This is a genomic window from Candidatus Phytoplasma mali (assembly GCF_000026205.1).
In the GTDB taxonomy this organism is placed as follows: Bacteria; Bacillota_I; Bacilli_A; order Acholeplasmatales; family Acholeplasmataceae; genus Phytoplasma; species Phytoplasma mali.
In genome coordinates this window covers 31958-46769 of record NC_011047.1, presented here as the reverse complement: position 1 = coordinate 46769, position 14812 = coordinate 31958, and the positions used below count along the sequence as shown (strand labels likewise).

Annotated in this window: 11 protein-coding genes; 9 read left to right on the top strand and 2 right to left on the bottom strand. The window is 23.3% G+C overall.

Going from position 1 to position 14812, the window contains the following annotated elements; all coding sequences use genetic code 11:
- Positions 1-115: 115 nt before the first annotated feature.
- From ATP_RS00185 to ftsH, 3 genes are all read left to right on the top strand, one after another.
- Positions 116-742, top strand: coding sequence for a hypothetical protein (locus ATP_RS00185; RefSeq protein ID WP_041186049.1), 627 nt, complete (start codon positions 116-118; stop codon positions 740-742).
- Between the two features lie 155 nt (positions 743-897).
- Positions 898-2706 carry an ABC transporter substrate-binding protein gene (locus ATP_RS00180; RefSeq protein ID WP_012504193.1) on the top strand — a complete coding sequence of 603 codons (1809 nt, stop codon included), beginning with the start codon at positions 898-900 and terminating at the stop codon, positions 2704-2706.
- Between the two features lie 52 nt (positions 2707-2758).
- A complete protein-coding gene (gene ftsH / locus ATP_RS00175; RefSeq protein WP_012504192.1) occupies positions 2759-4561 on the top strand; it encodes an ATP-dependent zinc metalloprotease FtsH in 1803 nt (600 codons plus the stop codon).
- Positions 4562-4958: 397 nt separating this feature from the next.
- Here the strand turns inward: ftsH and ATP_RS00170 are convergent, their stop codons facing one another.
- Positions 4959-5759 (bottom strand): hypothetical protein, encoded by an 801-nt coding sequence (locus tag ATP_RS00170; RefSeq protein WP_012504191.1) that lies wholly within the window; start codon positions 5757-5759, stop codon positions 4959-4961.
- Between the two features lie 1105 nt (positions 5760-6864).
- Here ATP_RS00170 and ATP_RS00165 point away from each other — a divergent pair.
- Positions 6865-7566 (top strand): hypothetical protein, encoded by a 702-nt coding sequence (locus ATP_RS00165; RefSeq protein ID WP_041186048.1) that lies wholly within the window; start codon positions 6865-6867, stop codon positions 7564-7566.
- Between the two features lie 251 nt (positions 7567-7817).
- Here ATP_RS00165 and ATP_RS00160 read toward each other — a convergent pair whose 3' ends face one another.
- Complete coding sequence (locus ATP_RS00160) at positions 7818-8492, bottom strand: adenylate kinase (protein ID WP_012504189.1); 675 nt, start codon at positions 8490-8492, stop codon at positions 7818-7820.
- 348 nt (positions 8493-8840) lie between these two features.
- Here ATP_RS00160 and ATP_RS00155 point away from each other — a divergent pair, with 348 nt between their 5' ends.
- The 5 genes from ATP_RS00155 (at position 8841) to ATP_RS00135 (ending at position 14633) form a co-directional block, all read left to right on the top strand.
- Positions 8841-9455, top strand: a complete 615-nt coding sequence (locus ATP_RS00155) for a superoxide dismutase (RefSeq protein ID WP_012504188.1) — start codon at positions 8841-8843, stop codon at positions 9453-9455.
- A 50-nt stretch (positions 9456-9505) separates the two neighbouring features.
- A complete protein-coding gene (locus tag ATP_RS00150) occupies positions 9506-9934 on the top strand; it encodes a transcription antitermination protein NusB (RefSeq protein ID WP_012504187.1) in 429 nt (142 codons plus the stop codon).
- Positions 9935-10045: 111 nt separating this feature from the next.
- Positions 10046-11242: a DEAD/DEAH box helicase gene (locus ATP_RS00145; protein WP_012504186.1), complete on the top strand. Its 1197-nt coding sequence runs from the start codon at positions 10046-10048 to the stop codon at positions 11240-11242.
- Positions 11235-12095 (top strand): deoxyribonuclease IV, encoded by an 861-nt coding sequence (locus ATP_RS00140; protein WP_012504185.1) that lies wholly within the window; start codon positions 11235-11237, stop codon positions 12093-12095. The genes ATP_RS00145 and ATP_RS00140 overlap by 8 nt, the downstream gene beginning before the upstream one ends.
- 180 nt (positions 12096-12275) lie before the next feature.
- Complete coding sequence (locus tag ATP_RS00135; protein WP_012504184.1) at positions 12276-14633, top strand: N-6 DNA methylase; 2358 nt, start codon at positions 12276-12278, stop codon at positions 14631-14633.
- The last annotated feature ends 179 nt before the right edge of the window (positions 14634-14812 follow it).

Here is a 14812-nt window from a genome sequence, read left to right as displayed (position 1 = left end):
CATATTTATCTATTATTTAAGTGCGATTAAATTATATATATATTATCAAGATACAATTTTTGAGTAAAAATATATAAATATATAAGAAAATAATAATTAAAAGGTGGTAAAAAATTTGGATTTACAAACATTTTTATTTAAAAAAAATAAAAAAATCTTTATAATTGTTATTTCAATATTATTTTTAATAATATTAGTAATTGGATTATATAAAATTTATAATAGTAACTATTTTTCGACTAATAAACCTATTAGTTCTGAATCAAATCAAGAAAAAGATGAATCAAATAATTCTGAATCAAATCAAGGAAAAGATGAATCAAATAAATTAATTCATGAAGTTTATGTTAAAGAAGGCGAAGAATTAAAGCAAATTAAAGAATATTTGCAGCAAAATATTTTTAATAAATATTCATATCTTAAGTCAAACAAATCAACATTATGTGAATTATTTAGTTTTTCAACTTTTAACCCTCCTACTTATAATTCGATTGATAAAACAATAACAGGTAGTTCTGTTGTAAGTGAAGAACAAACAAATTATATCGTACAACCAGGGATGTTTGATTGTCCTATTAAAGATCCTCCAGGTAATTTAATAGCTGTTTATTTTGATGGTGGTTTAAGAAGAGGTGGCGATGAAGAAGAAGATGAAGAAGGTAATGAAATATCTAGATACACTTTAGAGGACTTAAAAACAATGCATAATGGAGGAACTATTTATATTTTTTATAAAAAATAATATAAAGTAATTATTAAAAAATAAATTATGATTTAGTTCTTGAAAAATTCTTAAGAGTAAATATTAAAATAAAATTAAATTTATAAATAATTAGTTAATTTAAAATATTATTTAATTTTCAAAAATGATAATTAAAAAACTAGGAGATTATAAATATGAAATTTAATTATCGTCGTATTATTTTAATTTTTTTAATAATTTTAATTGTTTTATTTTCGGCAACTATCATTATATTTCAAGTATTAAACATTAATGATCCTTCGCTTCCGAAAAAAGAAATTTTTGATTTCGATTCTAGAATTACTTACAAAAAAGCTTTTAATTCTTTGCCTTATTGTTTAGATCCTTTAAAAGAAGTTAACGTCAATAAAAAAAGTTTTGAGAAAAAATATCAACGAGAAATATTAAATTTTCTAACAAAACCTTTTATTAATTCAGAACCAGAAATTGTAAAGGATAATGAAGATAATGAATTAATAAAAGTTAATTTTGAAATAAATCAAAATTTAACTTTCGAAAACGGAGAAAAAATTAATTCTGATGCTGTTTATAACACTATAAAAAATTATTTAGATCATAATAAAAATAAATTTTCTTCAGAGAATAAAATATTTCATTGGTTATTAAGATTAAAAAATGCTTTGTTGTATTATAATAATAAAAGTAAAAGTCACAAAGATAAAAAATTAACTTGTTTTGAAAAAAAAGATGATTTAAAATTTACTTTAATTTTTCATTCGACTTATTTGAATTTTGATGATGATCTTAAAAAAATTATTACTAATTGGGTTAATAATTTAGTTTTATTACCATCTGAATATGAAAATAATTTTCAAAATTATGGGGAGCCTCGAAATAATTTTGTTTCTTATGGTGAATATAAAGTGAAAAAATATATTCCAAAGGAAGGTTTATTATTAGAAAATATAAATCTTGATAATAAAAATATTAAAAATATTTTTTATCAAGTTATAACTGATGAACAAAAAAAAGTTGATGATTTTTATTCCGGAAGTTTAAATGAAATAGAATTAACTTCAAAACCGAAAGAAGAATCGTTAAAATTTATTCCTATTTCTGCTTCTAATGATTTATTAGCTTTATTTTTAAATCAAGGCGAAAGAAATGATGCTTCTTTTTTTAGAGATGAAAACATTAAAAAAGAAGTGCCAACTATTATTAGAAATGATAATTTTAAAAAAGCTTTAATTAAAATAATTCAAAAAAATAGAAATAGTGAATGTATTTCAATAGAACATATTGATAATGATATGAAAAAAATTTATTTAGAAAATATTCCTGAAGATATTAATGATTTATTACAAAAAGCTTATGATGAATGTTATGATGAATGGCAACAAAAAAATCCTTCGCAAAGTATATTAGTTTTAGAATTGGTTTGTGAAGATGAACCACAAAAAAAAGCAATAGCATTTTTTTTAAAAGAACAAATAGAACAAAATTTAAATTTAGATATTAAAGATAAAATAAAAATAGAAGTTAAATATTTTCCGTTATATACCGATATAACTTTAGCGGAATTTCAATGTGTTTATGATTTAATTATTACTAGTTGTCGAACTAAAGAATATTTTTCTTTATTAGAAAAAATAAATTTATCTGATCTAATTAAATTTAAGTTAAATTTTTCAAAAGATATAGAACCTAATCAAATTGAAAAAATAAAAAATAAATTTAATTTACCAAATGATTGTGAGTTTAATACATTAGAGATAAAAAATATTTATGAAAAATGTCAACAAGAAATTAATCAAGATAAAGAATTAAATAAAAAATTATTAATATCTTTACAAAAATGTTTACAAGAAACTATTCAAAAAAACAAAAGTTTTTTACCTTTATCGGAAAATAAAAAATATATTGTTTATCAAACCAAAAGTAATGAATTATTTAATAATGATGATATTTCAGAACTATTAACAAAACTTAATAACAAAACTTAATATTTTTTTTAAATAGTAGACAAAAATTAAAAATATAATAAGGATATAAAATATGAAAACTCATTATTTTAAAAAAATATTTAATTTAAAGTTTTTGGTTATTTTTTTCAGCATTTTATTTTGTATTTTGTTAATTCTAGATTTAACATTTGAACGAAGAATTAAAGGTATTAAAAAAAGAACTGATGAAATTATAAAAAAAATTAAAGACGATAATCATTTAGTGGAAGAGATTGTTTTTTACGAAACAAATTCTACTATTTTTGAAAAATCATTTTATAGAGTTGAAATTTTAGTTAAAAATAAAAATAATTTAACCACAAAAGAAAAATGGTATGCTGTTGTAGATTCGATTTTTTTTCATGAAATTCATTCTTTAATTAAAGGTAGAGAGAATATTCAAATAAAAGATCCTAAAACTGATTTTCATTTATCAGAATTAATTTTAAGTTTAGTGCCAATTGTTTCTAGTACTATTTTTATGTTTTATATTATTTCTAATATAAAAAAATCGTCAGGTAAACTTAATTCGAATGCTAAAGTTTCGGCCAAACAAAAATCCCTTTTCACTTTCAAAGATGTGGCTGGGAATACGGAAGAAAAAGAAGAGATGACCGAATTAATTGATTTTTTAAAACAACCACAAAAATACGAAACCATAGGGGCTGCCATTCCGAAGGGCGTTTTATTAGAAGGACCACCCGGAACTGGTAAAACTTTATTAGCCAAAGCTTTAGCGGGCGAAGCCAGTGTTCCTTTTTATGCTGTTTCAGGTTCGGAATTTGTGGAAATGTATGTAGGTGTAGGCGCTTCCAGGGTCAGAACATTGTTTAAAGAAGCGAAATTAAATGCTCCTTGTGTGTTATTTATTGATGAAATTGATGTTCTAGGTGGTAAAAGAGGTGGTAATTCTTCAGGCGGTAATCAAGAAAAAGATCAAACTTTAAATCAACTTTTAACCGAAATGGATGGTTTTACCCAAGCAAAAGGTATTATTGTGATTGGAGCTACTAATCGCGCCGATATGTTAGATGCAGCCTTATTACGACCAGGGAGATTTGATCGTAAAATTCTGGTTAATTTACCAGATATTAAATCACGTGCGGAGATTTTAAAACTACACGCCCAAAACAAAAAATTATCTTCTGATATTGATTTTCATCAATTAGCACAACAAACTCCAGGGATGAGTGGGGCCCAATTAGCTGCGGTTTTAAATGAAGCTTCGATTTTGACTGTCCGTAATCACAAAGATTTCATTACCATGACTGAATTATCCGAAGCTCTAGACCGCGTTTTAATGGGACCCGCTAAGAAATCGATTAAATATGACCCTGAAGAACGCCGTATGGTTGCTTATCATGAAGCAGGACACGCAGTCATTGGGATTAAATTAAAACACGCTCAAAAAGTTCAAAAAATTACGATTATCCCTCGGGGTAACGCTGGTGGTTATAATTTAATGATGCCAGAAAAAGAAACTTTCTTTTCTTCTCGAAAAAGAATGTTAGCACAAATCCAATCCTTTTTAGGAGGACGTGTCGCGGAAGAATTAGTTTTTGATGATATTTCTTCTGGTGCCTTTGACGACTTTCGACAAGCGACTAAAATTGCCCGGTTAATGGTGACTAAATACGGGATGAGTGATTTAGGAGTTAGTCAAGATTCCGAATTTTCGGATAAAAAACTGATTGATACCGCAATTAAAAAAATCATTGATAATTGTTATGCCCGAACTAAACATTTAATGTTAGAAAATAAAACCTTATTAGATCAAATCGCTCATTTATTATTAGAACAAGAAACGATTACTCAAGCAGAAATAGAACAATTAGTTGTAAATACTAAGAAATAAGAATTTAATCAAAAGACTTTTTGGAGTCTTTTTTTATTTTATTAGTGCTAATTAAAGTAAAAAAATATCAAAATAAAAACATTGTGATGAAAAATTAACAATTAAAACAGAGATTGAAGTTAAAATATAGATTTCAAAAAAATAGTTGGTTCAGAAGAAAAAATTATTATTCATACACGCAGAAAAAGAATTTAATTCGTTAGCAGAAGAAAATAAATTAACTATCTTGATCTTTTGTTTTTTTCGGTTGATTTGATTAATGTTTGGAGATATTTTTTGAATATTATTTTTGAGATTTTTAATAACATGATATTAATTATTTTATAGATTAAATTTGGTTAACGGTAGTTAAATAAAAAAACTCTCTTAAAAGAGAGTGGGATCATAATGTTTGAATTTAATTTTTACTTTCGATAGTTTCATAAATAGGTGGTTTTATACTGATAATTTGACCTTCTCGATTGTATTTAGTATCTTGTCTTTGACTATAAAGATTATATTCAGTTATTTCTAATTTAGGTTTGGTTTTAGGATCATTAGGATTAATATTAAATATCATATAATTATCATCCATATGATAATAAGTTATTATTTTTTTAAACTTATTAGCTTGATAATATTCATTCAACCTAATAAGTTGTTCAAAATTGAGTGTTTTAATATAATATTCTTTTATAACTAATTCATCATTTTGATTAAATTTACTAATTATTTTACTATAGGTTTTATTAGCTTCAATTTTGGTTTTTTGTGGATCAATATTTTTATCTAAAATTTCGTACCGAATTGGATAATTAGTATTAATAAATTCGGATGTTATTTGTGGTAATTGAACATCATAAAATTGTTTTTCTTGAATATTAAATTTATTTTGATAAGGTGCCATTTTTTCCATTATTTCAACTAATTCATGATAAAAATTTATTTTTTTATCTTTAGCTTCGGTTTCAGTAGTCGCATTTAAAATAGAATTTTTAGTTTCGGTAAATTTTTTCATTATGCCGTTAATATCCCAATTATTAGCAGCATCCGAATCATTTAAAGCTTGATCATTAGGTAAATCGTGATGATTTAAAAATTGTGAAAAGTTATCTAGATTTTTTTTCTTATTTACAGTTTTAAAAAATAACCATCCAATAACTAAACTAATTAAACTTAACGCACTTATTATGAATAAAAGTTTGTTTATTTTTGACATTTTTATGACTTTCTAATAAAAAAATCACATTTTTATTATACTTATTTTTTTTCGCTCTTAAAAAAACTAGTAGTTGTTTATTTATATTTTAATTAATAGAAGATAAATTTAGCCTTAACTATTGAGTAATAAAGCTATTTCAATTATTTTTTTTTATTTAAAATATTATTTTGATCAAAAAAATACTAAGTTGCTAAATTAGATTGAATTAAATTCATTATTACTGGTAAATATTTTGCATAATGTTAGACATGAAAAATATAAATTTGTATATTACCTTAAATCTTAAAATTGGACAATAAAATACTTTTTAAAATTAAATATTTAATTTTTAGTTTTGTTATTTAAGTTGAAAATATATTGATTATATATCATAAAAATTTACACAAGAAAGCAAAAATCACTTTTTAAAAAAAATAATTAATTTATTTTTAATAAAAATTTGACAAAATTTTTTTTGTTTATCATATAGTTAAATTTAATAAATAATTTTTTCTTTTGGTATTTATAATAGTCCTATTTTCTGAGATTTATATTGATTAAAGTTCCCTCCTCCTATTTTATTAATTAAAACTAAAATTACTTATAAAAAAAATAAAGAGACAATTTAACCACTTATAAAATCACAAATTATAACAAGTAACCAACAAATAGATAACCTTTATAAATCGGAGTGATATCATATAATTAAATTATTAAAAGAGTTAAGAAGAAATTGCTATTTAAATTATATTATTTATTATTTTTTTATTTTAATTATTCATTGGAAGTTTAACATTGATTATATGTTAAAAAATTAATTGGCTTTTTCTCAAAAAATTATTTGAATGATGACTATTTGTTTATTATTTGTTTTTGATAATTAAGTTTTTTTGGGCTGCGTGAGAATGAATTTTCAGAAAGAACTATTAGACAAATAGAAATTATTCACGTAATATATTAGAACCTAATGCTGATCATTTTTAAAGCATTAGTAAAGCAACAGTTAATGCAGTTAAAGATATTACTTACGGTGTTCAAGATACTTTTTTAAAACTTAACCGTTTTTTATTTTAAAAAAATATTAATAAATTATCAAAAAATATAAAAAAAAGGAGGTTATATGATGCAACGTAAACAAAGAATTAAAGATATAATCGTTTTGTTGATTTTAAGTTCTATTTTTGTTATTACGTTACTAGAAGTAAAAAATTTACTAAAAGTAAACAAAAGTTATTTTGATTTTATGAAAAATGAAATAATATATTGGATTTTTATTTTTATTTCATTCTTTATGATAATTGGATTATTTTTTTATATTTGTTTTAAAATAACAAACGGAACAGCATTTATTTATAAAGATCTTGATAAAGAAAAAAACTTAAATAATATTGATTTTGGTCAATTATTTTTGTTTTTGGATATTTTTATTTTTCGTAAAAAAAGAGATTGTAATAATAAATTAATTAATCATGGTACAGAATCACATTCCGAAAAAAATTATTTTTTAAGAATATTTTTTTCATTATTATTTTTAATGATGTTTTTATTTATAATTACACATTTTTTAATTCCAGTTTTTTATTGTTCTATAGATAAAGATAAAATTGAGATTTATTATAATATTTGTTATGATATTTTATATCGTATTTCACTTACTGTATGTTTTTTATTAGGAAATGGAAATATATATAAATTTTTGGAAAATTTTGCTATTTTTTGGTGTTATTATGTAAAATTATTTCAATTATTAGGAATTTTCCATTTTTTAGAAAATGATTTTAATAAAACTATTAATTACCATAATTATTTTCTGATTATTGAGTAGTATTATAAAAAATTAAAAGCATAAAACCAAAAAACCAAAATCAATAAAAAAAATGAATAAAAAATATTTAAATGACTCTCAAACTGAGAGTCATTTTTTTTAAATAACTAAACGTCATAAACTACACAAACTATTGATTTTTTAATTAATAATTTAGTTAGTTTTAAAAGTTGAATTTATTTTATTTTTTTAGTTTTTTTATATAAAAAAATTGTTTACAACAACTATTTTTTTAATAATTATAAAATTTTTTAAAAAATTATTTTTGCTTTTCGCATTTGTATTAAAATTAAATTGGTTACTTCCGAAATTGAAGTTTTCAAATCATCTACTTTAATTTCTAAAAAATGCGTCGGTGTTTGATTTTTAAAATATTTAACTAAAGGTAAAGTTTCTTTTTTATAGACTACTAAACGTTTTAAAAAAGTTTCTTTTTGATCATCTTTTCTTTGGATTAAAGGGGTTTGATCATCATCACAAAACCATAATTTTCGCGGAATTTTTGTTTCAATATGATAAATATTACCACACTTCGGACAAATTCGACGGCCAGTAATTCTTTTTTGTAAACAATCTTCTGAAGTATTTAAATAAATTACTGCGGTTAAATTAATTTTTTTAGTTTGAAAAAATTTTTTTAACATTTTGGCTTGAGCTAAATTGCGTGGAAAGCCATCAAGTAAAAAGCCTTTTTTAAATTTATCTTCAGATAAGTAATCTATCACCATTTTGTTAGTGATTTCATCCGGAACTAAAAGTCCTTTTAAAATATAAGCTTTAGCTAAGTTTCCTAGCTCAGTATTTTGACTAAAATTTTTTCGAAACATATCTCCAGTAGAGATATTGTAAAGTTTAAACATTTGAGAAAGAAGAGCAGCTTGAGTTCCTTTTCCAGTTCCTGGAGCTCCTAATAATATTATTTTCAATTTCTTTCCTTCCTGAAAGTTAACTTAGTGAAATTTAAGATAACTTTTAAGCCGATTTATGGTATATTTTTTCCAAAAGTTTTTCAAAAATTTTTAAATGGTTAAAATTTAAATCCAACATTATTGAACTTGATTTTTTAACTATTTATCATTATCTTTGGATTCAATTATTTCAATTTTTAAAACTATACTTAATATTTATAACATATAAAATAATAATTTTCAATCTAATTATAAAAAATTAAAATCATGTTATAATTATGTGTATATAAGATATTTATTTTTGTGTATAAATATTTTAAAAAATTTTAATTTTAAAAAAATATTTTCCGAAAGGGAAGCTATAACGTGTTAAATTTTAAATTACCTGAATTATCTTATAATTATGATGCTTTAGAACCATTTTTCGATGCTAAAACGATGGAAATTCACTATACTAAACATCATCAGACTTATGTTGATAATTTTAATCAAGCTTTAAAAAATTATCCAAATTTAAATTATTCTTTAGAAGCAATGTTAACTGATTTAAATTTAGTTCCAATTGCGATTAGAACAGTGGTCCAAAACCACGGTGGTGGTCATTTTAATCATTCTTTTTTTTGGAAGATTTTAAAATTAAATTATCAAAAAACTCCGAAAAATGAACTAGCTAATTTAATTAACCGACATTTTGAATCTTTAGAAAATTTTAAAAATGAATTTATTGCGGCTGGAAAAAAACTTTTTGGTAGTGGTTGGGTTTGGTTATTATTAACTTTCGATCAAAAATTAATAATTACTACTACTATTAATCAAAATACTCCTTTGCATTTAGGAACACCGTTATTAGGTTTAGATTTATGGGAACATGCTTATTATTTAAGTTATCAAAATCGTCGTCCTGATTACATTGAAGCTTTTTTTAGTGTTATTAATTGGTCTCAAGTGGAATATAATTTAACTTCAGTTTTAAAAAAATAAGAATTTCTTCAACTGATTTTAAATTCATAAAGGAAAATAAATCTTTTGTTATGAAAAAACCAAGTTTAATACGTATTGAAGTACTTATTTTATTATATCAATATGATTTTTACCTCCAGGATTTAAAGTTTTTGAATTATACCACCAAACCTCAAAGTTTGGTTTTTTTTCAAAAAATTATTCCTAAAATAACTTTAATTGATGAAATTATTCAAAAAAATCTTTATAATTATCAATTAAAACGTTTAAATAAAGTAGACCAAGCTATTTTACGTTTGGCTACGTTTGAATTATTAGAAAATAAGATCATTGCTCCTATTATTATTGATGAAGCTTTGGAATTAACTAAAAGATATTCAGAATTAGATGATCAAAAACAACATAAATTTAATAATAAAATTTTAGATCAAATTTATCATAGTTTAAAATCTCTCAAAACTAATTTGGAGGTTAAAAAAATCTCTGAAAACCATATTTAAAGTTATTTTTCTCTAATTTTTTAGTTAGAGATTTTTTTATCTTTAATTAAACTAAAAAAAATTAAAAATAAAGATCAACCAAGTTTTATTTTTAGAAAGAATGGAATTATTTTGAAAAATTATATTAAAGATAAATTACAAAAATTAAATTTTTCTTATTTAACTCCTATTCAAGAAGAAGTTTTTAAAAATTTCTCTCAACCACAACATTTAATTGGTTTAGCACCGACGGGTACTGGTAAAACTCATGCTTATTTATTAGCAATTTTAAGTCAAATTGACGTTAACCAAGCTGTCGTTCAAGCTGTTATTATCGCACCAACAAATGAATTAGTTTTACAAATTTTTAAAATGTTACAAGCGATTCCTGAAAATGCAGTTAAAGTACGAATTTTTTATGGTGGTATGGATAAAAAAAGAACTAGTTTAAAATTACAAAAACAGCAACCTCAAATTGTGATCGCTACTCCAGAAAAATTATTTGAATATGCTATTTCTTTAGGACAATTAAAAATTAACCGCACCCTTTTTTTTGTTTTAGATGAAGCTGATATGTTGTTAGATCGAAAATTTTTATCTTTTTTAAAACCATTAATGATTACTAAATCAAAACCTAAAATAATGCTATTTTCTGCTACTTTTAAACCATTTTTAACTAATTTTATTAAACAAAATTTTGGTCCTACTTTATTAATTGATTTAACTAAAAATTATTTAAAAAATATTAAATATTATTTATTAAAAAGTCATGATAAATTAAAAACTTTATTAACTTTAACCCAAAAATTAAAACCTTATTTAGCTTTAATTTTTGTTTCTCGTAAGCAAGATCAATTACCGATATTTGAAACTTTAAAAAAACATCAGTTAAATGTTTTTAATTTTTCATCAGATTTATCAGTTAAACAAAGAAAACAAAGTTTAAAAGCTATTGAAAATTTAAAATATCAGTATATTATTACGAGTGATTTAGCTGCTCGTGGTTTAGATTTAGATATTTCTTTAGTGATTCATTATGATTTACCTTTACATTTAGAATTTTTTCAACATCGCTCCGGTCGTACTGGTCGCATGGGAAAACCAGGTGAAGTAATTACCATTTACAATGAATCAGAAATAAAAACAATTAATAAATTAAAAAGTCAACATTTTAATTTTCAACAAATGATTTTAACTTCTAAAGAAATTGAAATTTTAAAACCTAAACCGGATCGCAACCACAAACCGCATTTAATTAAAACTCCTAGAAAAAAAAATAAAATTCGATCAATTCAAAAATATTCCCAAGGAAAGAAAAAAAATGCTTAAAATTGGTTGTTTTGTTTCTTTAAAAAAACCCGATATGTTTTATGGTGCGGTTCAAGCGGCTATTGCCTTTCAAGCGAATACTTTTATGGTTTATAGTGGGCCACCCACGAACACTCAACGTGTGGCTTTAAATAATTTTAAAATTTCTGAAGCTTTAACGTTATTGAAACAACATCAAATTAATCCGGATGATTTAGTTGGTCATGCTCCTTATATTATTAATTTAGCGAATCCTAATCCAGTTAATCGGTCATTCGCCATTGATTTTTTAACTCAAGAAATTATTCGTTTTAACGAAATGCAAATTAGTCAAATGGTACTACATCCTGGAAATGCTCTTCGACAAACTAAAAATACCGCCATTGAATTAATTGCTCAAGGAATTAATCAAATTTTTAAAAATACCTCACATTGTCGAACTAAAATTGCTTTAGAAACTATGGCTGGTAAAGGTACAGAAATTGGGCGCGAATTTCAAGAACTAAAAGCTATTATTCAATTAATTCAGGATCAAAGTCGAATTAAGGTTTGTTTTGATACTTGTCATGTATTTGATGCGGGTTATGATATTAAAAATAATTTTTTAAAAGTGATTGAACTTTTTGATCAAATTATTGGTCTGAAATATCTTTCTTGTTTGCATATTAATGATTCCAAAAACTGTTTAGGTAGTAAAAAAGATCGTCACCAAAATTTAGGCTTAGGACAAATTGGATTGAAGGCATTAATGGAAATTATTTATCATCCTTTATTTTTATCTTTGCCAAAGATCTTAGAAACACCTTATATTGATGGTCAACCGATTTATAAACAAGAAATTATTATGATTAGAACCGAAAATCATTTTGATTAATTAAGCGAACTGTTGCATTTTTTTAGACTTTTTAAAAAAATAAAATAACTACTTAGATTTTTTGTTTTATTTTTTTATTTTTTAAAAAAAGTCTAAAAAAATGCAACACTTCGCTTTATACGAAGAAATTTAATCCAAAAGAAAATAAATAAAAAAATAAAAAAAGGAAAATAAACAATAATGGTAAATGAAAGGAAAACTGAACAACTTGTACGAAAAATGTTAAAAGAAGCAGGATACTATAATAATCCGAATATCATTATTGAAGAACAATCATCAGACAATCCTCGAATAAATAAATTACTTAAAACAGCTAGTAAAAGCGGTGATGGAAAAGGTTATCCTGATTTTATCATATCATTTGTAAACCAACAAGATAAATTAATATTAATAGAATGTAAAGCATCTACAACTAAACATGAAAGTTTAGATAAAAAACAATATAAAGATTATGCTTTTGATGGTGTTTTGCTTTATGCTAATTACTGTAAAAAAGATTTTGATGTGACTGCTATCGTGATAAGCGGAGAAACAGAACAAGAAAAGAAAATATCTACTTTTTTATGGATTAAAGAAAGTTATTATTATAAAAATATTCAAAATAAACTAATATTAAATCCTCAACAATTAAACGAAATAATAACAGAACAAAAAAAACCTATTAGCGAAGAAGCTTTAATAATGAAAGCTGTTGAATATAATAAATTATTACATTCTAACTCTATCCCTGAAGTGGAAAGGTGTATTATTATTAGTTCTATTTTAGTAGCTTTACAAAACAAAGTTTTTATTAATGAGTATAAATTATATACTCATAAAGAAAATGACAGACTGATCGATGATATTGTAAAATTTTGTAAACAAATTTTAGAAGATAAGCAAATTTCAAAAGATAAAATTCAAACTATAGTAACTGAATATTCTAAATATAAAAATAATAAGCAATTAACTTCGCCATTTATTAAAGATAAAAAAACTAAAACAAATATACCTAATAATTTATTAAGAAATTTAATAGATGATGTAAATGATAATATTTTACCTTATATTCGTGATAATAAATTTGATATTTTAGGTAAATTTTACACTCAATTTATTAAATATGCTGGCGGTGATAAAAAAACAGGGCTTGTTTTAACACCGATTCATATAACTGAATTTTTTTGTGATTTAATAAATATACAACCAAATGATATTGTTTTTGATCCTTGTTGTGGCACTGGTGGTTTTTTAGTTTCAGCAATGAAAGCGATGGTTCAAAATGTCAAATATGAAAAAAATAAACAAGCAGAAATTAAATTAAATCAATTGATAGGTATTGAAATTAGACCAGATATGTTTAGTCATGTATGTTCTAATATGATGATGAGAGGCGATGGGAAAAGTAATATTTTTCATGGAAATTGTTTTGATGATGAATTAATAAAAATAGTTAAAAAGAAAAAACCCAATATTAGTTTTTTAAATCCTCCTTATAGTAATGGAAATGCTGAAGAACAATTAGAATTTATTGAAAATAGTTTGAATTGCTTAACCAAAGGGGGGGAATGCGTCGCTATTTGTCAAATGAGCACTGCCTTAAATACTAAAGGATTAACCATTAAAGAAAGATTATTTCAAAAACATACTTTAAAAGCAGTTTTATCGATGCCTGAAGATTTATTTTATCCTGTGGGAGTAGCTACTGTCATTTTAATTTGGGAAGCTCATATTCCTCATGATAGTAATATTAATACTTTTTTTGGTTATTTTAAAAATGATGGTTTTGTGAAAACAAAATATAAAGGAAGAATTGATATTAACAATAAATGGCCTTCAATTAAGAATGAATGGTTAATTACTTATAAAAATAAACAAGACAAAGAAGGTTTATCTGTTAATCATCCTGTTAAATATCATGATGAATGGTTGGCCGAAGAATATTTGACAACTAATTATGATGATTTAACTGATGATATTTTTATCAAAAAAATAAAAGAATTGATCGCTTTTGAATTTTTAAACGTTCATAATAATACTTTGTGTTCTTTAACAAACGAAAAACAATTACTTCATCGATTAAATTTAAATATAAATAAAATGAAATTTTTTTCCATTCAAGAATTATTTATGATTGAAAGAGGTAAAGATATCATCAAAGATTTAGAACAAGGAGACATCCCTTTAGTAAGTTCCAGCAGTTTAAATAATGGTGTTAAAGATAACGTCCAAAAAGGAAAAAAACTTTTTCCAGCTAATTGTATTACAATAGCTAATAACGGCTCCATAGGTTCTTCATTTTATCAAAATAAATCTTTTTATGCTACTCCTGATGTAACTATTTTAAGAAATAAAAAACTAAATGTTTATAACGCTTTATTTATTACTATTCTTCTTGAAAAAGAAAAATATAGATTTAATTATGGTAGAAAATGGAGCAATGATAAAATGAAAAATAGTCAAATTAAAGTTCCAACCAACGATAAAGGGGGGGCAGATTGGGAATTTATGGAAGAATATATCAAATCATTACCTTACAGTGAAAATTTTAATAAATAAAAGTTTTAATAATAAATTTATATACTGATAAAATAAATATTAAAGATAGTAAACAAACAAAAAAATAAAACAAAAAATTTAAGTAGTTATTTTATTTTTTTTAAAAGTTCAAAAAAATGCAACACTTCGATATATATATCTATTATGGTATTTTTATTTTTTTGCTTAAGCAGGGAAGA